This window comes from Streptomyces sp. NPDC030814 (genome assembly GCF_055572155.1).
Genome location: NZ_JBVIDX010000020.1, coordinates 49,527 through 74,283, shown reverse-complemented (window position 1 = coordinate 74,283; position 24,757 = coordinate 49,527). Strand labels below are relative to the sequence as shown.

The 24,757-nt window shown below is 71.7% G+C and carries 20 protein-coding genes and 1 pseudogene; 10 read left to right on the top strand and 11 right to left on the bottom strand.

Annotation, left to right across the window (positions count from 1 at the left end; all coding sequences use genetic code 11):
- The 6 genes from ACZ43N_RS31895 to ACZ43N_RS31870 all read right to left on the bottom strand — a co-directional run bounded on the left by ACZ43N_RS31895 (nucleotide 1) and on the right by ACZ43N_RS31870 (nucleotide 5,939).
- Nucleotides 1-1,341 (bottom strand): CpaF family protein, encoded by a 1,341-nt coding sequence (locus tag ACZ43N_RS31895; protein WP_055717910.1) that lies wholly within the window; start codon nucleotides 1,339-1,341, stop codon nucleotides 1-3.
- A 75-nt stretch (nucleotides 1,342-1,416) separates the two neighbouring features.
- Entirely contained in the window at nucleotides 1,417-1,734 is a 318-nt protein-coding gene (locus ACZ43N_RS31890) for a TadE/TadG family type IV pilus assembly protein (protein WP_468102576.1), read from the bottom strand.
- A 188-nt stretch (nucleotides 1,735-1,922) separates the two neighbouring features.
- A complete protein-coding gene (locus tag ACZ43N_RS31885; RefSeq protein WP_468102520.1) occupies nucleotides 1,923-2,276 on the bottom strand; it encodes a hypothetical protein in 354 nt (117 codons plus the stop codon).
- Between the two features lie 231 nt (nucleotides 2,277-2,507).
- Entirely contained in the window at nucleotides 2,508-4,121 is a 1,614-nt protein-coding gene (locus ACZ43N_RS31880) for an AAA family ATPase (RefSeq protein ID WP_468102519.1), read from the bottom strand.
- A 145-nt stretch (nucleotides 4,122-4,266) separates the two neighbouring features.
- Nucleotides 4,267-4,998 (bottom strand): Flp pilus assembly protein CpaB, encoded by a 732-nt coding sequence (gene cpaB / locus ACZ43N_RS31875; protein ID WP_468102518.1) that lies wholly within the window; start codon nucleotides 4,996-4,998, stop codon nucleotides 4,267-4,269.
- 68 nt (nucleotides 4,999-5,066) lie between these two features.
- Nucleotides 5,067-5,939 (bottom strand): hypothetical protein, encoded by an 873-nt coding sequence (locus ACZ43N_RS31870; RefSeq protein ID WP_468102517.1) that lies wholly within the window; start codon nucleotides 5,937-5,939, stop codon nucleotides 5,067-5,069.
- A gap of 354 nt (nucleotides 5,940-6,293) precedes the next feature.
- Between ACZ43N_RS31870 and ACZ43N_RS31865 the strand changes: the two genes are divergently transcribed.
- The 3 genes from ACZ43N_RS31865 to ACZ43N_RS31855 all read left to right on the top strand — a co-directional run bounded on the left by ACZ43N_RS31865 (nucleotide 6,294) and on the right by ACZ43N_RS31855 (nucleotide 9,941).
- On the top strand, nucleotides 6,294-8,006 hold the full coding sequence (locus ACZ43N_RS31865) for a chitinase (RefSeq protein ID WP_468102516.1): 1,713 nt from the start codon (nucleotides 6,294-6,296) through the stop codon (nucleotides 8,004-8,006).
- Nucleotides 8,007-8,223: 217 nt separating this feature from the next.
- Nucleotides 8,224-8,895, top strand: coding sequence for an RNA polymerase sigma factor (locus ACZ43N_RS31860; protein ID WP_468102515.1), 672 nt, complete (start codon nucleotides 8,224-8,226; stop codon nucleotides 8,893-8,895).
- Nucleotides 8,892-9,941 carry a CU044_5270 family protein gene (locus ACZ43N_RS31855; RefSeq protein ID WP_468102514.1) on the top strand — a complete coding sequence of 350 codons (1,050 nt, stop codon included), beginning with the start codon at nucleotides 8,892-8,894 and terminating at the stop codon, nucleotides 9,939-9,941. The genes ACZ43N_RS31860 and ACZ43N_RS31855 overlap by 4 nt, the downstream gene beginning before the upstream one ends.
- A 97-nt stretch (nucleotides 9,942-10,038) precedes the next feature.
- Here ACZ43N_RS31855 and ACZ43N_RS31850 read toward each other — a convergent pair whose 3' ends face one another.
- Complete coding sequence (locus ACZ43N_RS31850) at nucleotides 10,039-11,388, bottom strand: DUF1266 domain-containing protein (RefSeq protein ID WP_468102513.1); 1,350 nt, start codon at nucleotides 11,386-11,388, stop codon at nucleotides 10,039-10,041.
- Nucleotides 11,389-11,936: 548 nt separating this feature from the next.
- Between ACZ43N_RS31850 and ACZ43N_RS31845 the strand changes: the two genes are divergently transcribed.
- The 3 genes from ACZ43N_RS31845 to ACZ43N_RS31835 all read left to right on the top strand — a co-directional run bounded on the left by ACZ43N_RS31845 (nucleotide 11,937) and on the right by ACZ43N_RS31835 (nucleotide 14,462).
- Nucleotides 11,937-13,145, top strand: coding sequence for an NAD(P)/FAD-dependent oxidoreductase (locus tag ACZ43N_RS31845; RefSeq protein ID WP_468102512.1), 1,209 nt, complete (start codon nucleotides 11,937-11,939; stop codon nucleotides 13,143-13,145).
- Between the two features lie 10 nt (nucleotides 13,146-13,155).
- A complete protein-coding gene (locus tag ACZ43N_RS31840) occupies nucleotides 13,156-14,106 on the top strand; it encodes a sigma-70 family RNA polymerase sigma factor (RefSeq protein WP_468102511.1) in 951 nt (316 codons plus the stop codon).
- Between the two features lie 86 nt (nucleotides 14,107-14,192).
- Nucleotides 14,193-14,462 carry a zinc finger domain-containing protein gene (locus ACZ43N_RS31835; protein ID WP_468102510.1) on the top strand — a complete coding sequence of 90 codons (270 nt, stop codon included), beginning with the start codon at nucleotides 14,193-14,195 and terminating at the stop codon, nucleotides 14,460-14,462.
- Nucleotides 14,463-14,780: 318 nt separating this feature from the next.
- On the opposite strand, the gene ACZ43N_RS31830 is transcribed toward ACZ43N_RS31835, so the two are convergent.
- Nucleotides 14,781-15,569, bottom strand: a complete 789-nt coding sequence (locus tag ACZ43N_RS31830) for a hypothetical protein (RefSeq protein ID WP_468102509.1) — start codon at nucleotides 15,567-15,569, stop codon at nucleotides 14,781-14,783.
- A gap of 133 nt (nucleotides 15,570-15,702) precedes the next feature.
- Here ACZ43N_RS31830 and ACZ43N_RS31825 point away from each other — a divergent pair, with 133 nt between their 5' ends.
- Both ACZ43N_RS31825 and ACZ43N_RS31820 read left to right on the top strand, forming a co-directional pair.
- Nucleotides 15,703-16,212: a SigE family RNA polymerase sigma factor gene (locus ACZ43N_RS31825; RefSeq protein ID WP_468102508.1), complete on the top strand. Its 510-nt coding sequence runs from the start codon at nucleotides 15,703-15,705 to the stop codon at nucleotides 16,210-16,212.
- Nucleotides 16,213-16,300: 88 nt separating this feature from the next.
- On the top strand, nucleotides 16,301-17,557 hold the full coding sequence (locus ACZ43N_RS31820; protein ID WP_468102507.1) for a hypothetical protein: 1,257 nt from the start codon (nucleotides 16,301-16,303) through the stop codon (nucleotides 17,555-17,557).
- Nucleotides 17,558-17,584: 27 nt separating this feature from the next.
- On the opposite strand, the gene ACZ43N_RS31815 is transcribed toward ACZ43N_RS31820, so the two are convergent.
- From ACZ43N_RS31815 to ACZ43N_RS31805, 3 genes and pseudogenes are all read right to left on the bottom strand, one after another.
- Nucleotides 17,585-18,895, bottom strand: a complete 1,311-nt coding sequence (locus ACZ43N_RS31815; protein ID WP_468102506.1) for an Nramp family divalent metal transporter — start codon at nucleotides 18,893-18,895, stop codon at nucleotides 17,585-17,587.
- A 193-nt stretch (nucleotides 18,896-19,088) separates the two neighbouring features.
- Nucleotides 19,089-19,499 (bottom strand): ATP-binding protein, encoded by a 411-nt coding sequence (locus tag ACZ43N_RS31810; protein WP_468102575.1) that lies wholly within the window; start codon nucleotides 19,497-19,499, stop codon nucleotides 19,089-19,091.
- 217 nt (nucleotides 19,500-19,716) lie between these two features.
- Nucleotides 19,717-22,266, bottom strand: a pseudogene (locus ACZ43N_RS31805) (ATP-binding protein); the annotation flags it as partial.
- A gap of 178 nt (nucleotides 22,267-22,444) precedes the next feature.
- On the opposite strand from ACZ43N_RS31805, the gene ACZ43N_RS31800 reads away from it, so the two are divergent.
- Together ACZ43N_RS31800 and ACZ43N_RS31795 are read left to right on the top strand one after the other, a co-directional pair.
- On the top strand, nucleotides 22,445-22,909 hold the full coding sequence (locus ACZ43N_RS31800) for a hypothetical protein (RefSeq protein WP_468102581.1): 465 nt from the start codon (nucleotides 22,445-22,447) through the stop codon (nucleotides 22,907-22,909).
- Nucleotides 22,910-23,366: 457 nt separating this feature from the next.
- A complete protein-coding gene (locus tag ACZ43N_RS31795) occupies nucleotides 23,367-24,740 on the top strand; it encodes a M14 family metallopeptidase (protein WP_468102505.1) in 1,374 nt (457 codons plus the stop codon).
- Nucleotides 24,741-24,757 lie beyond the last annotated feature (17 nt).

The following is a 24,757-nucleotide window of genomic DNA, read 5'->3' as shown; positions in this document are numbered from 1 at the left end:
TCATCCGATGGCCTGCCTCGTGTGGAGTACGTCGATGGCCTCCGCCACGCCGTACGCGGGCGGCAGTGGCTCGTTGGCCACGTACAGCTTCTCCGCCACGGGGCGAGGGATCGGCAGATGCTCGAAGCGGCCGTGGACCACGCGGTCGGCGCCCAGGGGGTCCGGGGCGAAGCGGGACACGGTGGCGATGCGGAACTGCTCCCGGCCGTGCGAGACGAGCAGCGCGATCTCCGTGATCTTGCGGGAGCCGTCGGCGAAACGGGTCAGCTGGACGACGACGTCCACCGCCGAGTTGATCTGGTCCTTGAGCGCCTCGAAGGGGATGAGGACCTCGGACATCGAACCGAGGGTCTGCAGCCTCATCAGCGCGTCCTCGGCGGAGTTGGCGTGGACGGTGGCGAGGGAGCCGTCGTGGCCCGTCGACATCGCCTGGAGCATGTCCAGGGTCTCGCCGCCGCGGACCTCACCCACGATGATGCGGTCCGGGCGCATGCGCAGGGAGTTGCGGACCAGGTCGCGGATGGTGATCTGGCCCTTGCCCTCGATGTTGGGCGGCCTCGATTCGAGGCGGATGACGTGGTCCTGCTGGAGCTGGAGTTCCGCCGAGTCCTCGATGGTGATGATGCGTTCGCGGGGCGGGATCAGGCCGGAGAGCGCGTTGAGGAGGGTCGTCTTGCCGGTGCCGGTACCGCCGCTGACGATCACGTTGAAGCGGGCGCGGACGAACGCGGCCAGCAGCATCAGCATCTGCTCGTCGAGGGAGCCGAGACCTATCAGCTCCGGGAGCGTGTACGCCCTCGGGAAGCGGCGGATCGTGAGGGTCGGGCCGGTGAGGGCGAGCGGGGGGATGATGACGTTGACGCGTTCGCCGGTGGGGAGGCGGGCGTCGACCATGGGGTTCGACTCGTCGACGCGGCGGTTGACCGTGGAGACGATGCGTTCGATCGTCTGCATCAGCTGGTCCGTGGAGGCGAAGCGGAGCGGGAGCTGTTCCACGCGGCCGGCTCGCTCCACGAAGATCGAGTCGGGGCCGTTGACCATGATCTCGGTGACGGAGGCGTCGGCGAGGAGCGGCTCCAGGACGCCCAGGCCGAGGGCCTCGTCGACGACTCTGCGGATCAGCTGGGAGCGTTCGGCGGAGGAGAGGACCGGGCCTTCCCGGCTGATGATGTGGCCGAGTACCCGTTCCAGGCGGGCTCGGCGGTCGGCCGCCGTCAGGGCCGACATCTCGGCGAGGTCGATCTCTTCGAGGAGCTTGGCGCGGTAGACGGCCACGAGGTGTCCGTCCTCGCGTCCGGTTCCCCCCTCGTCGGGGGCGGCGATGCGGGATCGCAGGCTCATCTCTTCGTCAACTCCTCTCGGGGGCGGGGGGCTGGTGCTGGTGCTGGTGCTTGGCTTGGGGGGTGTCGCGTCTCGTCAGTCTTCGTCTGTGTCGTTCGGCATGGTCGCGGTGCGTTCGAGGGTGACCGGGTCGAAGAGGGGGATCACGGAGGGGACGGTGACGACGACCGTCGCGGTGGTGGTGTCGGGGCCCTGGTTGGGGCTCACGTCGGGGTCGAGCCAGCCGCTCGCCGCGGCCTGTCCCGCTGCCACTCCGTCGTTGCCGAGGGACTGGGCGCGTGCGGCCGCCCTGGCGGCTGAGCCGGCCTGGCTGATGCCGTAGCCGATAAGGCCGAGCTGGACCGCCGCCATGGCCACCAGGAGGAGGATGGGGAGGAAGCCGGCGAACTCCAGGATGGCCGCGCCTCGGTCGTTGGTGTGGCGGGTGCGTGGGGGTGCGGCTGGGGCGCGTTCGGGTGCGGGGTGGGTCGGGGGCGCGCCGGGGGGTGTCCGTCCTCGGAACGGCGCGGAATCGGTCTCCCGAGAAGCTGAACCAGTTGACGCGCCAACCGCTGCGGGCGGACACCCCCCGACACACCCCCTTACGTCCGCACGCGGCTCCCCCGCCGCGGGGGCTTGCGCCGCCCCCGGCCCACGCACTCCTCCGTCCGCAGGCGGCCCACCCGCCGTAGGGGCTTGCGCCGCCCCCAGCGCACGGACCGCTCCGTCCACAGGCGGCCCACCCGCCACGGGGGCTTGCGCCGCACCCGGCCCACGCACTCCTCCGTCCACAGGCGGCCCACCCGCCGTAGGGGCTTGCGCCGCCCCCCGCGCACGGACCGCTCCGTCCACAGGCCGCCCACCCGCCACGGAGGCTTGCGCCGCACCCGGCCCACGCACTCCTCCGTCCACAGGCCGCCCACCCGCCGTAGGGGCTTGCGCCGCCCCCCGCGCACGGACCGCTCCGTCCGCCACTCCTCCGTCCGCGGGCCGCTGACGCGCCGCGGGGGCTTGCGCCGCCTCTGCGGCACCTGCCGCTACGTCCGTACGCGGCCAACCCGCCGTAGGCGCTTGCGCCGCCCCCGGCCCACGCACTCCTCCTTCTTCAGGCGGCCCACCCGCGGGGGCTTGGGTCCTTGCCGTTACGCGTGCCGGTCCGGCTGGTCGTGGCTGTTGCGTTGTAGGGGTCATGGGGTCTCCTCCAGCGCCGCGCCCGCCTCGCCGGTGACCGTCCAGCCCGCGTCGAAGCCGGGGAAGAAGAGGGGGACGGGGGCCTCCACCTCGGCCTTCATGACCGTGCCGTTGGAGGCGCAGTCGATGGAGGTGTCGCTCCAGGCGCCAGGGAGGTGCTGGATGCCGGCGGCCTGGCAGGCGGTCGGGACGTCGCCGTCGATGGCGTAGGCGGCCGTGGCGGCGCGGGCGGCCTCGTCGGCGGCGTTGCCGGCTAGGGAGTACGTGTAGCCGTAGAGGGCGGCCTGCCAGAGGATCGTCATGACGATCAGGAGGAGGGGGAACATTCCGGCGAATTCGAGGGTGGCCGAACCCCGGTCGCCGCCCTTGCGGCGCAGGACCAGGGCGCCCCGGTCGGAGGACGGTTTGCGGCGGCGGCCGCCGCCCCCGGTCTCCTGGGGCGTGACCAGTTCGAGTTCGCCTGCCAGGGACCACAGGGCCTGCTTGACGGTTGAGCGGGTGTCCAGGTCCTGGAGGCGGCCCGCGTCGACGACGGACTGGAGTTCCTTGAAGGCGGCGGGGACGGCGTTGCGGGCCACCTTCGTGCCGGTGACCTTCTCGACGAGGGACGGCTGGATCTCCGTACCGCGTGAGTGGCGGTTGACCACCGTCAGGGTCTCCTCCGCCTTGCGGATCTGGAGGCGGTCCCAGAGGCGGACCATGCGTTTGGCGGCGCGGACGGCGACGACGTCCGGGGTGACGAGGAGGAGTGCCTGGTCGGCCATCTCGACGGCCGCGGCGGTCGCCGCGTTCATCTGCGAGCCGCAGTCGACGATCACCACGTCGTGGCGGGAACGCAGGCTCGCGAGGACATGGCGGGCCACGCGGTCCGTCACCTCCTCGCCGCGTTCTCCCTCGGCGGGGGCGAGGAGGAGGGCGATGCCGGTGTCGTGCGCGTACACCGCGTCCTGGAGGACGCGGGGGTTGATGTCGGTGATCCCGGCGAGGTCGGCGACGGAGCGGCGGAACTGCACGTCGAGGTACGAGGCGACGTCCCCGGACTGGAGGTCGAGGTCGAGGAGGGCGACCGTACGGCCCGACGCGCGGGTGGCGAGGGCGAGTTGGACGGCGGTGACCGTGGCGCCCACGCCGCCCTTGGCGCCGCTGACGGTGACGACGGTGCCGCCGGGGCCCGCATACAGCTCGGGGGTGCCGCTGCCGAGGTGGCGGCGCATGCCGGCGGACCAGGCGGCGGCGGCCTGGACGCGTTCGGCGAGGGCGTCGTAGGAGAGGGGGAGGTTGACGATGCCGCGGGCGCCGGAGTCCATGGCGGCGGTGAGGACACCGGTGCTGGTGTCGGAGGTGACGAGGACGACGCCGACCGCCGGGAAGCGCAGTACCAGGTCGCGGACCAGGTCCAGTGCGGGGACCGGGCCGATGCGTTCGTGGACCAGGACGACCTCGGGCAGTTCGTCGAGGGAGTCGGCCGCGAGGCGCGCCAGGGTGTCGAGGAGGGCGGTGGAGTCGGGCACGGGCGGTGCCGGTTCGGCGTCGGCCAGTTGGCTGAGCAGGGTGGTCAGGGCGCGGGCCGAGTCGATGTCCCCGACGGCGGGGAGGATGCGGATGGTCATCGGCGGTTCCCCGTTCCCGTGCCGGACCCGGTGGGCCGCACCGCTGTGGACGCCTGTCCCTGTTCACTCATCAGCATGCCCAGCCGCAGGGGCATTCGACGCACTTCCGTTCGGGGTGCCCTCGTGCGGACGTTCCGGACCGACCTCATCGCGCGGCCTTCTCCTTGTCCTCGTCGAGGGTGTACGAGCGGTCGTCCGGTACGACGACCGTGGCGTCGCCGCCCCCGACGAGGGCGAGACGGACGTGCTCCGCGAAGGACTCGGCGAACGCGACGCGCTGGGCGTCGGCGGTGTCGAGCGCGAAGGTGATCGGGACCGCCTCGGTCACCGTGCGGCGGCGTTCGCTGCTGGACTGGCCGGGTTCGAGGGGGGTGAGCGTGCCCACGTCGATGACGCGGGCGTCGGAGACCATCAGCTTGGAGGTGTCCTTGCCGGAGTCGCTGTCCTTCTCCTCGAACGTGGCGTAGATGTTGACCAGCGATCCGGGGTTGATCTTTCCGGCCACGCCGGTCGACGCGTCGATCATGATCGCGATCTCCTGTTGTCCCGGCTTGAGTTCGGGACGGTCGACGATCATGTCGGACTGGAGCAGGGAGCCCTTCTCCAGCTGGGTGACGGCGATCTTGCCGCGGATGTCGGCGAGGTCGGTTATCGCGGTGTCGGACAGCCAACGCCGTGGCATCGAGATCTTCTCGAACTGGCCCGCCGACAGCTCCTTGTAGGGCGCTATGTCACCCTTCAGCCGATACGCCGTCACCTCCGGTCCGACCTTGGAGTTCACGTCGCGGATCACCGAGAGCACGCCGGCGAAGGCGGCCAGGGCGCACAGGGCCGACAGGACCAGCAGGACGACGCCGCGGCGCTGGCGCGAGTTCACTGAATCTCACCTCGTGGGGACGTGCCGGGCAGTGGAGCGGACCTGCTTGCGGAGGGGGTGTGCGTCCGTCATGGGGCCCCTCGGGGAAGGGCGTGGGCCGCGGCGGTGTCGGGTTCGCGCAGGGGGGCCGCGCAGAATCCGCAGCGGTCGCCGATGAGTTCCAGGCCGCACCAGTGGCAGGTCTCCCGGCGTACGGAGGACACCAGTTGGTAGAGCACGGAGACGTCGCAGAGCCCGGCGGCGAACTCGACGAGCTTCCCGGTCCCCCACCAGCGCGCGGATCCCTCCGGCAGCGGCACGGTGGCGGCGCCCTGCACCTTCCAGGCGGGCGCGAGGGTTGCGGTCACCCAGTCGGACGGCGGCTGCGGGCCCTGCGCGATCAGCAGCCGGGTGCCGAACTCGGGCCCGGACAGCGGTTCCTGGTCGGTGACGTTCAGCCGGACGAGCTGGGGACGGGGGGTCGCGAGTACCGCGAACTGGGCGCCTGGTAACCAGGACTTGGCGTGCGCCTTGAGGGTGACGGGGATCCGGTCGAGCTTGGCGACGGATCCGAGGAGGGCGCCGGCGTAGATGTAGTGGGCGAGGAGGCGTACGGAGGAGGCGAGGACCCCGGGACTGAAGTCGCAGGCGGACAGCTGGCGTAACTGCTGGGCGAGCAGGGCGAGTCCGAGGGGCGGCAGGTCGACGCCGAGCAGGGCGATGCGGTCGCTCTCCAGGACGGAGCGGACGGTCTGGAGCCGACGGGTGACGGCGAGCTCCTCCGGGGTCGCGCCGGACGCCTGGTGCAGGGCGATGACATAGCCGTGCTGCTCGATGAGCGCGTGCATGCCGAGCAGGGAGCCCTCCAGGGTCTCCTGCGGCTGTACGACCGCGGGCGGTGTCTGCCGGTCGTGCGGTGGGAGCACCAGATCGGAACTGGTGACGGCTATCGCGGTCGGCACGCTGCACACCACCCCGTTCACTGCGGCGGGGTGGTCGAACCACCGCCTCAGTCGGCCCCTGAGAGGGCCGGCACACGACTCGCCGCCCCTCCTGCATCGTCTTGCATCAGCACCATATCCACGGCATGGCCCGATCAACACCGAATCTCCTTGATCAACTCACCGAAGGTGCGGGCCGTATCCACACAGAGTGAGACGCATATGCCCCAACTCGACGGGCGGCTACGGCGGTTGGGGCGCCCGTTCGGGTGAGGGGTTCCCGGAACGGAGTATTGACAACCCGATTGGTCTGGACCAACTTGTACGTCCAGCGGTGGCCACCGTCCTCATCCCACTCCCCACCGGAGGCACCCCGTGGACCGCGTCTCAGGCATACCCCCACGCATACGCAGATGGGCGGCGGGAGCCGTCACGGCCGTACTGGCCGCCGCCGGCCTCACCCTCGCCGGGGCCGCCCCGGCGTCCGCCGCCGACGTCAACAACGCCAGGAACGCCGGCTTCGAGTCGGGCCTCGCGAACTGGACGTGCTCGGCGGGCAGCGGCACGACCGCCTCCTCCCCCGTGCACGGCGGGACGGCCGCGCTGCGGGCCACCCCGGCCGGGCAGGACAACGCCCGCTGCGCACAGACCGTGGCGGTGAGGCCCGACTCGACGTACACGCTGAGCGCCTGGGTGCGGGGCGGGTACGCGTATCTGGGCGCGACCGGCACCGGCACGACCGACGTGTCGACATGGACCCCGGACTCGACGGACTGGAAGCAGCTGTCGACCACCTTCAGGACGGGCTCCTCGACGACCTCGGTGACGGTGTACACGCACGGCTGGTACGGGCAGGCCGCGTACTTCGCTGACGACGTGTCGGTGTTCGGCCCCGACGGCGGCGGTGGCGGCGACCAGCCGCCCACCGTCCCGTCCGCCCCGACGGGCCTCGCCGTCTCGGGCACGACGTCCTCGTCGGTGTCGCTGGCGTGGAACGCGGTGTCGGGCGCGACGGGCTACAACGTCTACCGGAGCGGCACGAAGATCCAGGCCGTCAGCGGCACCTCCGCCACGGTGACGGGCCTCGCCGCCTCCACCGCGTACACCTTCCAGGTCACGGCGGTGAACGCGGCGGGCGAGTCGGCCAGGTCGGCGACGGTGACGGGGACGACCACGGCGACACCCGGCGGTCCCGGCACGGGGCTGCCGCGGCACGCGGTGACCGGCTACTGGCAGAACTTCAACAACGGGGCGACGGTCCAGAAGCTGTCCGACGTCCCGTCGCAGTACGACATCATCGCCGTCGCCTTCGCCGACGCCACCGCGACCCCGGGCGCGGTGACCTTCAACCTCGACTCGGCGGGCCTCGGCGGGTACACCGTCGACCAGTTCAAGGCGGACATCAGGGCCAAGCAGGCGGCGGGCAAGAAGGTCATCGTCTCGGTCGGCGGTGAGCGCGGCACGGTGGCCGTGAACGACGCGGCCTCCGCGACGAACTTCGCGAACTCCGTGTACGCCCTGATGCAGACGTACGGCTTCGACGGCGTCGACATCGACCTGGAGAACGGCCTCAACGCCACGTACATGACGCAGGCGCTGCGGGCCCTGTCGGCGAAGGCGGGCCCCTCGATGGTCCTCACCATGGCCCCGCAGACCATCGACATGCAGTCGACGTCCAACGCGTACTTCCGGACGGCCCTGAACGTGAAGGACATCCTCACTGTCGTCAACATGCAGTACTACAACAGCGGTTCCATGCTGGGCTGCGACGGCAAGGTCTACAGCCAGGGCTCGGTGGACTTCCTGACGGCGCTGGCCTGCATTCAGCTGGAGGGCGGCCTCGCCCCGTCCCAGGTGGGTCTCGGCCTGCCCGCCTCGACGCGGGGCGCGGGCAGCGGGTACGTCTCGCCGGGCGTCGTCAACAACGCGCTGGACTGCCTCGCCCGGGGGACGAACTGCGGCTCCTTCAAGCCACCGCGGACCTACCCCGACCTGCGCGGCGCGATGACCTGGTCGACGAACTGGGACGCGACGGCGGGCAACGCGTGGTCCAACACGGTGGGGCCGCACGTGCACGGGCTGCCGTAGAGGGTCGAAGGCGGCTTCGATGTCGTCCGTGGCCGCCGTCGAAGCCGACGCGTGACCGGTCCGCCGGCGGTGCCTTCGGGTGCCGTCGGCGGACGTGTCGCCGCTTCCCGCCGGCGGACCTGTCGCCGATTCCCCTCCACCTCTGTGGCGCACGTCACCGGAACCCGCCTCACCCCGCGGAGAGGCAAGGGTGTGAGGTGGAAGAGGTGCATACGAGATGAGTGAGGCCGACGCCCCCGTGCGGGCACGGATACGGGCCGGTGACCGGGCGGCGTTCTCCGAGGTCTACGACGCGTACGCGCGCGCCGTCTACAACCACGCCTACCGGCTCACCGGCGACTGGTCGACGGCCGAGGAGGTGATGGCGGACACCTTCCTCGACGCGTGGCGCACCAGGGAGCAACTGGACCCGGACGGCGGTTCGCTCAAGCCGTGGCTGCTCGGCATGGCGACCAACAAGGCCCGCAACGCCAACCGGGGTCTCGGCCGCCGGCTGGCCTTCCTGGCCCGTCGCCCGGCCCCCGGACCGGTGGCCGACTTCGCCGACGAGACCGCCGGACGCGTGGACGACGCGCGCCGGCTCGCCGCCGTACGGGAGGTGTACGGGCGGCTCCGGCGCGGCGAGCGGGAGGTGCTGGCGCTGTGCGTGTGGTCGGGGCTCGACTACGCGCAGGCGGCCGAGGCGCTGGGGGTTCCCGTGGGGACCGTCCGGTCACGGCTGTCGCGGGCGAGGGATCGGCTGCGGCGGCTGACGGACGAGCGGCTGGGCGAACAGCGCGAGAAATCCACCGCAAAAGGTGAGGAACCGGGGCGGCGCCGCGGAGAGGTAGAGGGTGAGGCCGCGTTCGCGGCCCTTCGACTCAAGGAGATTCAGGAGGGGTCCCGATGAACGAGGAGCTGGCCCGGCTGCTGCCGCCCCCGCCCGAGCGGGACGTCCCCCCTGGTCCCCTCTCCCACCACAAGGAACGTCTGATGCGACTGATCGACGAGGACCGGGCCGACGCCCCCTTCACCCCATCGACCACGACCGACACCCCCTCGGCCGCCGCCGTCGGCCGCGCGGACGGCACCACCCGCAGGCCGCGCCCGCGTATGCCGCGCCGGGCGCTCTGGGTGCCCGCCGCCGCGCTGGCGCTGGCCGGGGCGCTGACCGTCGGTCTGGTCACGACCATGGACTCCGGCCTCGGAGTGGAGACGTCCGACGGGGAGACCGCGGTCGTCCTGCTCGACCGCATCGCCGAGGTGGCCGCGAAGTCGGAGGTCACGCCCGTACGCGACGACCAGTTCGTGTACAGCAGGAGCCTGTCGGCCGGTGCCGAGGCCAAGGGGGAGGACAGCGTGTTCGTGCCGGGGAAGCTGTCCGAGGTGGAGAACTGGGTGCCTCAGGAGCCGGGCCCGGTGAAGCGGTTGGGCCTGACCTACCAGAACGGCCACTACTACCCGGTCCGGGAGCTGCTGCCGCCGGGGTCGCCCGGGGTGCCCGCGGGCATCGACCGTCCCACGTACAAGTGGCTGGCCTCGCTGCCGACCGACCCCGACCGACTCCTCGACCGGCTCTCCCGCCTGACCAGGACCTTCGAGGGGCAGGAGAAGGACCAGGCCGTCTTCGACAAGATCGGTGAGCTGCTCGGCGCGATCATGCCGCCGGAGACCGCGGCCGCGCTGTACGAGGCCGCCGCGAAGATCCCCGGGGTGACCCGGATCGAGAACGCGGTGGACCCGGCCGGGCGGCACGGCGTCGGCATCCGCCGGGTGGACGCGCGAGCGGACTGGGCCACCGAGTGGATCTTCGATCGGGACAGCCTGGAGTACATCGGCCGGCGGAGCTATCTGACGGCCGACGGGCCGATGGGCAAGAAGGGGACGGTCATGGACGAGTCGGCCGTGCTGGAGCGGGCCGTCGTCGACAGGTGGCGGGAGCGGCCGGGCTCGTAGCCGTGGGACCACGAGGGGGCCTGCCCGCGTCGGCGGCGCGGCGGGCCCCCTCGGCCGGCGCCGGTCGGCGAGCCCTGCGATCAGCAGCCGTCGGTGCTCACCGGAAGGGGATGTTGAGCCAGGGGCTGCCGGGCTCGGACATCAGGATGCGGTGGGCGGCGACCATGTCCGCGTACCAGTCGCCGAACTCCTCGTCGTCGAAGTGCAGACAGCGTCCGAGGATGTAACCGGCGGAGAAGTCCTGCCACGACCGGTACTCGAGAGCCGCCCTGCGCCCTGCCTGAACGACCGCCGCCTCCGCCTCCTTCAGCGTCCCGAACCTGGCGCCGAGGCCCCAGCGGGCCATCTTCGAGGCACGGCCCAGGTCCCAGGCCTCGACGGAGGTGACGTACCGGTTCTCGTCGAGGATCCCGTCGGCGCGCATCCGGGCCTCGTACCGGGTGATGCGCCCGATGAGCCGTCGGACCCCCTCGACGTGCGCCTCGGTCTCCGATTCGGGCAGCGGGTCGTTTCTGGTGACCCCGTCGGGGCCCAGGGTCACCGATCCGCCTGCCTTGGCTCGCAGCACCTTCTCCGCGGCCTGCCGCCAGTAGCCGACGTCGACGAGCCCACCGAAGTCCCGCGCGATGCCTTGGCGCAGCGCGAGCGCGAAACCCCAGACCGGGCTGGAGGCACGGCAGTCCAGCAGGTCGTTCAGCCGGCCCTGCCAGTCCTCACGGGTGGTGATGCCCCACCATTCCCGCAGCCGGGTGCGTTCCCCGGTGTAGCCGGTGCCGTGCCACGCCATGGCGTTCCAGAGGGAGCCGTTGTTGACGCACAGCAGGGCACCGCAGGCCAGACCGTGGGCGACGGATCCGTACAGGGGGCCGCCCACGCGGAGCGCGCGCAGCGTGGAGCCGAGCCTCGGCGGGCCCAGCCGTTCGGAGAACTGCGCCCACGCCGAGGAGTGCGGCGGCGCCGTGGGCAGGAACGCCTCGCACGGGCTGCCGGGGTTGACGACGATCGTGGACGGGTCGGTCGGCTGCCACACACGCGCGAAGAAGCCGAGTGCGGCCCGGTCGAACACCCGGTGTTCCTCCGGGGCGGGCAGCATCCCCTCGGTGTACACCGCCCAGGCCCGCCCGCCGGCAACCCGCGGATCGTGGCCGAAGACGGCGTAGGTGCGGCTGGGCGTGGCGTCCGCTCCCGCCCGCTCGATCTCGTAGTAAAGGTGATTGCGGGCGAGCGTGTCGAAGTAGGCGCCCCAGTCGCCGCGTTGCTTGGCGTCGAGCAGCGCCGTCTCGACTTCCGTCGGCGCGACCCAGGCGGCGGGTGCGGCAGACGCGGCGGGGGCGGCAGGCGGGCCAGGCGGGATCGGCGGGCCAGGCGGGATCGGCGGGCCAGGTACGGCGGCCCCGGATCCCGCAGGCGGCGGCCCGGACTCAGCGGGCGACGGCCCGAACGACATGCTTCCCCCTGGTCTCCCGAACTGCTGCGTGGGCCGCGGCCCCGACCGCGGCCTTTCCTCGCGGCCGGGGCGAAGACGGCTGCTGCACAAGGGCAAAGGCAACGGCGTTGCAGCCCACAACACACCGATGCGATGATCGCACGCATGCCTGATCATGGGGCAGTCGGTGACGCGCCGGACGGCGTACGCCGGTCCAGGATCGCCGACTACGCGGAGCTGACCACCCCGCAGGAGCCACGTCCCACCCCTCTCGGTGGTCACCCGCGTCAGCTGCCCGAACCACCCGAACCTCCGCGTGGCACCTCGAGCCTCCGCCCCTGACCCGGCTCCTCTGCGGCTTCGCCGACCACCAGGCGGACACGATCCTGGAACTCACCCACGTCGTGGGCGGGGCAGCTCGGGCCTGCATCTGCGCCGCCTCGGCGTCGCGAGCATCGTTGAGCGACGCTCCTGCCGCTCTGTGACCCATGCCACATGCAGTTCCTGTCAGCAATCGGGGCGCTGTTCCGCTCAAGTCACGGGATCAAGCGAACCGACAGGAGCATCACATGAAGCACCGCATCGTCGTGCTCGGCGCCGGCTATGCCGGGGCCTACGTGGCCGGGAACCTGGCCCGCCGGCTGTCCTCGGCGGACACCGAGATCACCGTGGTCAACGCCGTGCCGGACTTCGTCCAGCGGCTGCGGCTGAACCAGCTGGCGGCAGGCCGGGACATCGAGGCTCCGCTGCTTGCCGATGTCTTCGCGGGCACGGGGATCCGCCTGCGCGTGGCCCGGGTGACCGCTGTCGATCCCGAGCGCCGGGTCGTTGCCCTGGCCGACACCGACGGTGGCGGCGACCTCGGCTACGACACGCTTGTGTACGCGCTTGGCAGCCACGGTGACGACCACGCCGTCCCCGGCGTGGCCGAGCACGCCTTCGACATCGCCACCAGGCCCTCGGCGCTTCGTCTGCGCGAGCGCCTGGACGGCCTGGACGGGCGGGGCGGAGGCGGGAGTGTGGTGGTCGTCGGCGACGGGCTGACCGGCATCGAGACCGCCACCGAGATCGCCGAAGCCCGGCACGGCCTGTCGGTGGCGCTGATCGCCCGCGGCGAGCTGGGCAACCGGCTCTCCGCCGGAGCTCGCAACCATCTGCGCCAGGCGTGCGACCGGCTGGGCATCACCGTCCTGGAGCACACCAGCGTCGAAGCCGTCGAAGCGACACGGGTGCTGTGCGCCGACGGCACCGCCCTGGCATCCGACGCAACCGTGTGGACGGCCGGGTTCGCGGTCGATCCCATCGCCGCCGCCGGCGGGCTGGAGGTCACCGGGAACGGCCGGATCGTCGTCGACCGCACCATGCGGTCGGTCTCGCACCCGAACGTCTACGCCATCGGCGACAGTGTCCATGCCCTCGGCGACAACGGCCGTCCGCTGCCCATGTCCTGCGGCTCGGCCGGCTACACCGGCCGACAGGCCATCGAGGCGATCGTGGGACGCCTGACCGGCCGCAAGATCGCGAACGTCAAGCTGGTCTACCAGCACAACGCCATCAGCCTCGGGCGGCGGGACGGACTCTGGCAGTCGGTCGACGACGAAGGGCAGGCAAAGCCGAAGTACATGGGCGGGCGGAAGGCCGCGCGGATCAAGGCGGCCATCGAAAAGGGGTCGCTGTGGGGCACCTCGCACCCGACCTTCGGCCTGCCCAAGCGCAAGCGCCGCCTGGCCGCCGCGCCGGATGCGTCCGCCGAGAAGAGCGGTCGCGCAGCCGCCTAGGGTGATCCACGTGGACAGCACCGCAACTGATCGCTTCGACACCAGCCGGTTCGAGGCCAGCCGGAACCGGCTGGCCTCACTGGCCTACCGGCTGCTGGGCTCCGCCACCGACGCCGAGGACGCCGTGCAGGATGCGTTCCTGCACTGGCAGGCCGCGGACCGGCAGCGGATCAAGGTGCCTGAAGCATGGCTGACCAAGGTCGTCACCAACCTGTGCCTCGACCGGCTTCGCTCGGCACAAGCTCGCCGCGAACGCACCGCCGGCGCCTGGCTGCCCGACCCCCTCCTCAACGGCGACCCGATGCTCGGCCCGGCCGCCACTTTCGAGCAGCGCGAATCGGTCTCCCTGGCCGTGCTGACGCTCATGGAGCGCCTGTCGCCCGTCGAGCGGGCCGTGTACGTCCTGCGTGAAGCGTTCTCCGACAGCCACGCCGAGATCGCCGAGATCCTCGACATCACCGAGTCCGCGAGCCAGCAGCACCTCCACCGGGCCCGGCGCCGCATCGCCGCCGCCCGCCGCGGCGGCGAAGTCGACCCGGCATCCGCCCGCAGGATCGTCGAGGAATTCCTCGCTGCTGCCTCCTCGGGCCGCACCGACCGGCTGGTGGCGCTGCTCACCGACGACGCGACCGCGATCTCCGACGGCGCCGGCCGGACGGAGAAGCTGCTGCAGTTCGACACTCCGCAGCGCATCGCCGCCGTCGCACGGGCCGGCTTCAAACCCACACCCGCGAAACGGCGACTTGCCGGCGGCACGCCCGCCCTCCACTACGCGCTCGTCAACGGCGCCCCCGCCATCCTCTTCGTGCCCGGCGACCAGGTCGTCGGCGCCGTGACGTTCGACATCACAGGCGGCAAGATCGCAACCGTGCGCGGCATCGCCGCTCCCGCCCGCCTCGTCCGCCTCACCGAAGCCTGGCAGCAGCATGGACCGGACACGCCGCTCATCACCCAGTGGTGACCCGACGCCGACCGCGGCCGGGCGCAGCGCCCACGCATCACAGGTGGCTGGGAATTGAAACGCCCTCGTACAACAGTCTTGGGTCGGTGAGTGACGACTTCAAGCGGGTGGAAGCGCACGACTGCCCGATGTCCACCTGCGCCGTCCCCGCGGGCTTCCCGTGCCGGACCGGCAAAGGCAGGGTGGCGATCCAGTACCAGACGGCCCGCTTCCGTATCGTGCCCCAACTCGCCAAGGCGCTCAACGTGCCGACCCCGGCCGTGCGCAAGCCGGGGTCGGTGTGGACCGAGCTGCCCCGGCCGGTGAGCGCCGGGCGCCGAGTTGGTCGGGCACGTCCGCCTCGGCCACGCCCGTGACTCGACCGCCCGACAGCCTCGACGCACAGCTCGACTCCCTCGCCCCGCATCCGCAGCGCGAAGGGCATCCGCTGGGGCGGACGCCCACTGTCTGTCGCAGCCTGACACATCGCTCACGACCACAGCACTCACCCCCGGCGCCGGGCCGGGACCAGGCTGTGCTGTGCTGTGACCGGCCGCGGGCTGAGCCGGGTCACCCGCGGGGGCGGACACCGAGTTGCGCGCCTGCGGGGAGGAGGCAGCGGCAGCATGGGGTCGGGCGGTTCGGGTTGGCGTTATACGACCGGCGTGACCGATCACCTGCTCCGAGGGTCTTATTCATCCCATCGGCCGATAGTGGCCCAGCACGTGGGCCAGGTGGGGGAACCACTCGTGGAGGCGGGTTCGGGGTTTGGCCTCGACCGTGCACTCGAAGAAGCCGCCGTCCAGGTGGATCACCGCGACCATGAGGGCCTTGCCGTTGGGGCTCGCCTTGTAGTGGACGCTGCGGATCTCGGACCAGGGGAAGTCGACGGAGACTCCGTGGTCCTCGAAGGCCACGCCTGACGCGTCGATGACGATGGAGTTGTGGCGGTCGACTGCCAGGAACTCCGGGCCCGTGCCGTCGTGGACCGCCGGCGCCGCCCCTGCGGCAGGCGGTGCGTATGCGTGCGGCGGCGGCTGGGCGTGCGGGTGCTGCGGCTGCGCGTAGGGGGGCGCCTGCGACGCATAGGGCTGCGGCGGGTACGGCTGGGGTGGTTGGGCGTAAGGCTGCGGAGGCTGCGCGTAGGGGTGGGGCGGGTGCGCGTACGGCTGCGGAGGCTGCGCATACGGTTGCGGAGGCTGCGCATACGGTTGCGGGGCCGTGCCCGGCGTCCCGTACGGCTGCGGGACCGGGCCCGGCGGTGCGCTCGGCGGCGGGGGCGGTGGGCCGAAGCCCGGCGTCGGCGTGGGGAGTTGGCTCGCCGGGGGCTCCGAGTGGGTTTCCGGAGCCGGGCCGGTCGCCGGAGTCGTCTGCTCCCCCGGCTGACCTCCCGGCGGTGCCCACGGCTGTGCCTGCGGCGGCCGCTGCGGCTCCGGCTCCGGCTGCTGCTGCGCCGGCTGGTGGCCCTGCTCAGGCTGGTCCATGGGTGTTCGTCCTTCTGCCCCGTCGGTGCGACTCGTACCGCACCGTATCCCTCTGCCTCCGGTGAAACATTCCCCGGGGGTCACCGCATCAAAGGAGTGACAGGCCGACGAAGCCGGCAGGAAGAAGCCAGAGATGAGACCAGTCCGCGCGGACGAGTACCAGGAGTTCGCGGCGGCGCGTGCGGGGCATCTGTACCGGTCCGCGTGTCTGCTCACCGGCGGGGACACCCATCTCGCCGAGGACCTCGTGCAGGAGACCCTCGGGCGGCTGTACGTGAAGTGGGGGCGGGTACGGCGCGCCGACAACCCCGCCGGATACGCGCAGACCGTTCTCACCAGGGTCTTCCTGGCCCATCAGCGGCGGCGCAGCAGCAAGGAGCGGGCCACGGATGTGATTCCGGACGTGCCCGCCGCGCCCGGGTCCGACTCGTCCCTGCGGCTCACCCTCGTCGAGGCGCTCGCCCAACTGCCCGCCAAGGACCGTGCCGTGGTCGTCCTGCGGTACTGGGAGGACCGGTCCATCGAGGAGACCGCCGCGGCGATGAACGCCAGTTCGGCTGCCGTACGGACCCGGTGCGTACGCGCGCTCGCCCGGCTGCGGGTCCTCCTCGGGGACGGCATCGGTGAGTACGTCACTCCCTGAGGCCCCGGCCCGCTCCCAGGTCCACCACACACACCCCACTCCGGCCCCGGAGACTGCCCTACTCCAGCCACAGAAACGGCGGTTCGCCATGCCCGTAGACCAGCGTCAGCAGCACGACGACCCCTTCGAGGACCGGATCGGTGACGCCCTCCGCCGTGCCGGGGACTCCTTCGTCGCCGATGGGCACGCCCTCGTCGGCGGCGGTGCCGTACGCGGCCGACGGCTGCTGTTCCGGCGCCGGGCGGCCGTGCTCGGCGGGATGGCGGGGATCGCGCTCGTCGGGGTGGGCGGTGCGCTGCTGCTGCCGGGGGGCGGCCACGACGGCAAGTGGTCCGTGGCCGCCTCGGACGCGCCGAAGGACGACGACGGCAAGGTCACCGGCGCCGATCTCGTCCGTACGCTCAAGCGGCTGATGCCCGAGGGGAAGTTCAGCGACGAGCAGGGCCGGGGCACGGACGCGAAGGACGGACCGTACGCGCGGGTCGTGTACGACGACGGCAAGGGCGCGGCGGCCGTGCAGGTCGGGCTCTCGCGGATCGATCCGCAGAGCGACGAGGCCCTGCACGCGACGCAGTGCCCCGACACAAACCAGAGGGAGTACGACGCCTGCCGGTCCAGCAAACTGGAGGACGGCTCGACGCTCATGGTCCACCAGGGGTACGAGTACGCGGACCGGCGCGAGGACACGAAGCACTGGTACGCCAATGTGGTCACCCCGCAGGGCTACTACGTGACCGTCTCGGAGTGGAACGCGCCCGCCGAGAAGGGCGCTCCGGTCAGCCGGAAGGCACCGCCCCTGGTGTGGTCCGAGCTCGCGGAGATCGCGACGCACCCGTACTGGATCAAGGCCGTCGAGGCCATGCCCCGGGACGCGGCGGAGGAGTCGCCGGGCCCGGACGCCACCTCCGGGTCGGAGGAGCCGCCGGGCATCGGCGGTGACGCGATTCGGGCGACGCTGGTGCGGCTCGTGCCCAAGGGCCTCAGAGTCGTCCTGGACGGCACTGGGCAGACCGAGTACGCGTACGTCGTCCTCGACGACGGGGAGGGGCGGAGCCTGGTGCAGGTCAATGTGCAGCCGGGCGGGCCGACCTCGCTGTTCGGGCCCGACGCCGAGACCCTGCCCGACGGGACGAAGGTCGTCACGCGACAGGAGCCCGGCGAGAAGGGGGGCGAGGGGGTCGTGAGGTGGACCGTGGACACGCTCCGGCCCGACGGCACCCGGGTCGTGGTGAGCGCCTTCAACTCCGGCGCCCAGCACACCGCCGCGACCCGTGACACCCCCGCCCTCACCATGGCCCAGCTGAAGGCCGTCGCCACCAGCGACGAGTGGGCCGGGCTCGGCTGATCGGCAGCCGGTCCCGCCCCACCGGGGTCAGAAGAAGTCCGCCCAGTTCTGGTCCCAGATCTGCTTCACGCACAGGACCAGGAAGAGCAGGCCCACGATCACCAGCATGGCGTTGCTGACCATCCCGTTGCGCCATTCCCGTGGTGTGCGGGAGGAGTTGAGGAGCCAGAGGAGGGTGGCGGCGAGGAAGGGCAGGAAGGCCGCGCCGAGGACGCCGTAGAGGATGATCAGACGGAACGGCTGGCCCTGGAAGAGCAGGACGATGGGCGGGAAGGTCAGCCACAGCAGGTACGCGCGGAACGGCCACGACCGTTCGCGCTCGCCGGAGGCGACTTCCTGGCCCTTCACCGTCCCCTTCGTCCGGTAGCGGGCCACGAAGTCCGCGAACATCAGACTCACGCCGTGCCAGACGCCGATGAGGGAGGTGTACGAGGTGGCGAAGAAGCCGATCAGGAAGAACTTGGCGGTGGCCGGGCCGTACTCGTCCTCCAGGATGTCGCCGAGCTGGATGAGGCCCTTGTCGCCGCTCGCGATGGCGATGTTCGCGGAGTGCAGCAGTTCCGCGCCGACGAAGAGCATCGCGATGACGAAGATGCCGGTCGTGGCGTACGCGACCCGGTTGTCGAGGCGCATGATCTTCATCCAGCCGGCGTTGGTCCAGCCCTTGGCGTTGACCCAGTAGCCGTACGCGGCCAGCGTGATGGTGCCGCCCACGCCGCCGATCAGGCCGAGCGTGTTGAGGATCGAGTCCTTCTCGTCGGGCAGGACGGGGAGGAGGCCCGCGAGGGCGTCGGGGAGGTTCGGGGTGACCCGGATCGCCAGATAGACCGTGACCAGGAACATGACGCCGACGAGAACCGTCATGACCTTCTCGAAGACCGCGTACTTGTTGAACCAGACGAAGACCAGGCCGGACAGGCCGCAGAGGATGGCCCACCATTCGAGGTCCATGACGTCCGGGAACAGCGCCTGCAGCGGCAGTGCGCTGGACGACATGGCGGCCGCGCCGTATGTGAAGCCCCACACCACGACGTAGACGACGAAGAACCACGTCGTCCAGCGGCCGAGGCTCGCCCAGCCGTCGAAGAGGGTGCGGCCGGTGGACAGGTGCCAGCGGCCCGCGGCCTCGGCGAGGGAGATCTTGACGAGGCAGCCGATGACGGCCGCCCACAGCAGGGTGTAGCCGAAGTTGCTGCCGGCGATCAGGGTCGCCACCAGGTCGCCGGCGCCGACGCCGGTCGCGGCGACGACGATGCCGGGGCCGATGTACTTCCAACTGGACTTGCGCGGGGCCGAAGTCGTGTCCCCGGTAGCTGTGTTGTCCGTGGTGTCCGCCATGCGGATCAAGAAAGCGTAAAGCCGGGGAGGGCACAAGAGGGCGTGCGGTGAAGGAAAACGGGGGTGCTCCTGGGGTTTCGATGGCGGGGGCGGGAGTCGTGACACGGGACGGGCCCCGGCGGCTGAGTGAACCGTCGGGGCCCGGGCTGTTGTTCCGGTGCGGCCGACGAGGCCGCTGCCGGAACTCCGCGGGCTACCCCGGCTGTCGCCGACCACAGCCGGCGGACCCGCACGTGCCGAGCTCGAACCACACGGTCTTGCCCGGCCCGTCCTGGTGGCAGCCCCAGCGCCCGGCGAGCGCATCCACCAGGAACATCCCTCTGCCGCTCTCCGATATCTCCGTGACCCGGCGAACCCGGGGCAGACGCCCGTCGGTGTCCGACACCTCGCAGCGCAGTACGCCGTGCGCCGCGGTCAGCGTCAGCTTCAGACGGCTCTGCGCGTGCACCAGGGCGTTGGTGACGAGTTCGCTCACCAGCAGCTCCGCGGTGTCGGTCTGGTCGTGCAGTCCCCATCCCTCCAACTGCCTGCGGACCTCCGCACGGGCCTCGGCGGCGGCGGTCGGACGGGGGTCGTACTCGACGCTCAGATGACCCGCGCCCATGGACGGTTGGAAGTACGAAGCGAAGTGGGGGCCGGAATCCGGAAGGAGTCCCCCGGAGAGTTGCAGCATGCTTCCAGGGTTGCCCCACCGGGCGCGTGGCACACGGGGAGGATTACCCGTTTCCCCGTGTGCATATACCTGTTTCACGCCCCAGAACGTCCGCAATTGACGCACTACAAGACTGATCGGCATGTATGAACCCATACATGGGTAACGTTCAGGGCCGCTCCGCGGCGAAGGCCTGGGTGGTGGCCCAGGCGGCGATCTGGCTGCGGTTGTGGAAACCGAGCTTGCCGAGGATGCGCTCGACATGGCCTTCTGCGGTGCGGCGGGCGATGACCAGACGGTCCGCGATCTGCTGGTTGGCCAGCCCCTCGGCGACGAGCAGGGCGACCTCGGTCTCGCGGGCGGTGAGCGGCACCGGTGTCTCGGGCACGGCCGGCCGGGGTTCCTGCTGGAGTGCGTACATCACCAGTTCGTCGAGGCCCAGGGCGCCACCGCGCCGGTACGCCCTCTCGAAGGGGCCCCGGCCGAGCGATCTGCGGAGGTGGGTCTCGCTGTCCCGACGGCGGGTGCGGTCGCCGTCCCGGTGGGTCGAACCCGCCGGGCCCGGCGAAAGGTTGCCGGCCCGGAGGCGGTCGCTGCCGCCGAGGAGGACGGCGGCACGTTCACGGGTGCCGAGGGCGGTGGTGATGCCGATCAGCAGGTCGAGGGTGAGGGTGATACCGACCACGTCATGCAGGGCGAGCCCGCGGCGCAGTGCCTCACCCGCGTGCGCCTCGGCCCGGTGCCACTGCTTCCGTTCGGCGTACGCGAACGCCAGGGCCCGGAGCGCGGACGACCTCACCCAGTCCTCGCCGTGCCGTTCGCAGCGGCGCAAGGTCTGCTCGCAGAGGGCCACGGCACGGTCGGTCTGACCCAGGAGGACAAGAGCATGGGCGAGTTGGACCTGGTCGAGCGCGGCGAGGGCGGGCAGGTGGCCGGCGCCCGGGGCGGCTGCCAGAACGGAGTCGTAGTGGGCGACGGCGCCGGCGGGGTCCTCACCGGCCAGCAGGGTCAGCCCGAGGACGGCCTCGGCGCGGGCGGCCTCGGCGTGGGCGGCCTCGGCGCGGGCGGTCTCGGCTGGGGTGTGAGGGGTCCGGGCCGCCGAGTCGGTCTCGTTCTCCACCGGGGCGGCCGGGGCCGTTCGGGCGAGGGTGAGGGCGAGTTCACGTGACTCGGCGGCCAGTCGGCGGCTTCGGGGGATGTCCGCGCCCCCGGCGGTCAGGAGGAGGGCGGCGACCCACAGGGCGCGGGCGCGTTCGAGGGTGGGCTCGGGGTTGACGTCCAGGGCGCGTTCCAGCCAGTGCAGGCCCTCGTTCGGTGCCCCGCAGGCGTACCAGTGGAACCACAGGCTGCCCGCGAGCCGCAGCCCCGCCAGGGCCTCGCCGGGGGTGGTGAGGCTGAACTCCAGCGCGGTGCGCACATTGTCCTGGTCGGCGCGGAGCCGCGCGGCGATCTCCCGCTGGCCCGGCCCGAACCAGGCCCGCTCGTACGCCGCCACCCGGCGCTGTGTCCAGTCGCGGTGGCGGCGCCTGGCGTCGGCCTCCGCGCCCGGGGTGCGGCGCAGCAGGTCGAGGCCGTAGTGCCGGAGGCTGTCGAGGAGCCGGTAGCGGACGGTGCCGCTCCAGTGCTCCTCACGGGTCAGCACGGACTTGTCGACGAGCCCGGCGACGGCTTCCAGGACGTCGTACGGGGTGCGGGGGGAGGAAGGGGCGCCGTGGGTGCCGGTGCCGGCGTCTGTGTCCGCGCCGCCGGTACCGGGTTCCGCGCCGCCGGTACCGGGTTCCGCGCCGCCGGTACCGGGTTCCGCGCCGCCGGTGTCTGCGTCTGCGCCATCGGTGCGGGTGTCCGTCGCGGTGTTCGCGCACACGTGTTCCGCGGTCTCCAGGTCGAAGCTGCCGGTCAGGACGGAGGCACGGGCCCAGACGGACCGTTCCTCGGGGGTGCAGAGGTCGTGGCTCCAGTCGACGGCCGCGCGAAGGGTCCGGTGGCGGGGCGGGGTGGCGAGACCGGCGGTGGCAAGGAGGCGGTAGCGGTCGTCGAGGCGTTCCAGGAGTTGGTCGACGCCCAGGACGCGCAGCCGGACGGCTGCGAGTTCGATGGCGAGCGGGAGGCCGTCGAGACGGCGACAGAGGCGGGCCACGGAGGCGCGGTTCGCCGGGGAGAGCGTGAAACCCGGGACCACGGCGGCGGCGCGGTCGGCGAACAGGGCGAGCGCCGGGTGGGCAGCGGGGTCGGAGAGGTCGCCGTCGGGGTCGGGCACCGGGAGGGGGCGTACCTCCAGGAGGTGTTCCTCGGTGAGCGCCAGGCGGTGACGGCTCGTGGCGAGGATCCGGACGCCGGTCGTTGCGCACAGCAGGGCGGCGACCAGGTCGGCGCAGGCGGGCAGCAGGTGTTCGCAGTTGTCGAGGACCACGAGGAGACGGCGGTCGCGTACGTGCTGGACGATCGTGTCGAGGGGAGCGCGCGCCGGGGGCGGATCAGGCAGACCGAGCGCCTCCGCAGCCGCTGCGGGCACGAGGGCGGGGTCGTGCAGGCCGGAGAGGTGGACGACGCGCACGCCGTCCGGGAAGGCCCGCTCCGCCCGAGCGGCGATCCGCCACGCCAGCCGCGTCTTCCCGACACCGCCGGGACCGGTGAGCGTGACGAGCCGACTGCGGGTCAGCAGACGTCGGCCCTCGGCGAGTTCGTGATGGCGATCGACGAAGGAGGTCGTCTCTACGGGGAGGGGGGCGAGGGCAGGGAGCGGAGGGGAGGCAGGGGGAGGAGGGGCAGGGGCAGGGGCAGGGGCAGGGGCAGGGGCAGGGGCAGGGGAACCGACAAGGGACGTGGGTGGTGGCGCGCTTGGTGTGCTGGGTGCCCTGGGCGTGCTCGGTGCTCGCAGTGCGGCGGGGGGAGGTGACGTGCCCGGCGTGCCCGGCGTGCCCGGCGGGGGCGGCTCGGGCGAGGCGGTCTGGCTGCGGGGTGTGATCGGCGTGCTCGGAACAGCCGCCGTACGCGACGCGCCCGGCGTACGCGGTGAGCCCGGCGTTCCTGATGAGCCCGGCGTACGTGATGAGCCGGGCATTCCTGATGAGCCGGGCGTGCCTGATGAGCCCGGCGTACTCCGTGTGCGCGACGCGTTCCGTGAGTCCGGGGCACTGCGCATGCTCGGCGCGCTGCGTGCACTCGGGCCGTTCCGCTTGCCCGCCGTGCCCGGCACGCCGGACGCACCCGGCGGCATCGAAAGGGTGCGCGGTGCCTTCGGCCCGCGCGTGGCTTCCGGCGCGCTCGTCGGGTCGAGCGTGCCCGGTGATTCCGGCGTGCGCGGCGTGTTCCGTTCCCGGCGTGGCGCTGATCCGCCCATGATCAGCCAGTCCTCTGAGTGAGTTGAGGGGGGTTGCCGGAGTGTGGGGCTCCTTCTGCGCGGCTTCCCAATGTCGACGCCTTCGCACGGCATCACACCCGAAGTTCACACCTGCGGGTGCACTCTTGCGCGGTAGCGGTCGAGTTGAGGGGCCGCGCGCGTACACTGCGCGACTTTCATGGGCGCGGGGCCGGTTTCGCCGTGACACCGGCACTCGCACCCCATGCCTCCACCTGGCCCGTGGCGCCCCAAACCCGGCCATTTTGCGCCCCCTTCCGGCCACGCGGACCCCGTGCGGACACCGGCCACTCTTGACCTGGTCATGCCAGAGACGCACCATGAGCGCCACACCCGCACCAGGGCCCGACGATCACCCCCACGGTCATCGGCGGGCCGGAGGCACGTCGCGCCAGGCTCCACCCCCCGCTCCACTCCCCACTCCGGAGACCCCGGAATTCCTGGAGAAAGTAGGAGACTTCATGCGACTCCGCATTCGCGGCAGATCAGCGCTGCCCGGCGGCACGGGCAGAAGATCGGGCCGCCGCACCGCCGCTCTGGTCGGCCTGCTGGCGATGGCGCTCGCGGCGCCGGTCGCCGCGAGCACCACGGACGCGACGGCGACCAGTGCCGAGCGCCCGAAGGCCTCGGCGGACGACATCCGCCAGTACGAGGTCCACATGCGCTCGGACACCGCGTCCCGCACGGCGCTCCAGAAGTCGGGCGTGTCGGTGGACGGCGCCGACGACCACTCGGTCTTCGTCTCCGGCCGCGCGGACCAGATCACGAAGCTCAAGCGGCAGGGCTACGAGATCACCCCGCTCGGCGCCGTACCGGACCGGTCGAACGGCGAGGACGACCTACGGCTCTTCGACTTCCCGTCCGCCGACTCCCGCTACCACAACTACGCGGAGATGACGAACGAGATCAACTCCGTGGTCGCGGCGAACAGTTCCATCGCGAGCCAGCGGGTCATCGGCACCTCCTACCAGGGCCGGAACATCGTCGCCATCAAGATCAGCGACAACGTCGGGACCGACGAGGCCGAGCCCGAGGTGCTGTTCACCCACCACCAGCACGCCCGTGAGCACCTCACCGTCGAGATGGCGCTCTACCTGCTGAACGAGCTGACCTCCGACTACGGCACCGACTCCCGCGTCACCAACATGGTGAACAACCGCGAGATCTGGATCGTCCCGGACCTCAACCCGGACGGCGGCGAGTACGACATCGCCAGCGGCTCGTACCGCTCGTGGCGCAAGAACCGCCAGCCCAACAGCGGTTCGTCGTACGTCGGCACGGACATGAACCGCAACTGGAACTACCGCTGGGGCTGCTGCGGCGGCTCGTCCGGGTCGACGTCCTCGGAGACGTACCGCGGTCCGTCCGCCGAGTCCGCGCCCGAGGTGAAGGTCGTCGCGAACTTCGTCCGCAGCCGGGTCGTCGGCGGGGCGCAGCAGATCAAGACCGCCATCGACTTCCACACGTACAGCGAGCTGGTGCTGTGGCCCTTCGGGTACACGACCGCGGACACGACGACCGGGATGACGGCCGACGACCGCAACGCGTTCGCGGCGGTCGGCGGGAAGATGGCCGCGAGCAACGGGTACACGCCCGAGCAGTCCAGTGACCTGTACATCACGGACGGGTCGATCGACGACTGGCTGTGGGGCAACCAGAAGATCTTCGGCTACACGTTCGAGATGTACCCGTCGTCAGCCGGCGGGGGTGGCTTCTACCCGCCCGACGAGGTCATCGCCCGGGAGACGGCGCGCAACCGGGACGCCGTGTTGCAACTGCTGGAGAACTCGGACTGCATGTACCGGTCCATCGGCAAGCAGGCGCAGTACTGCTAGCAGCACTGCCAGGCCGC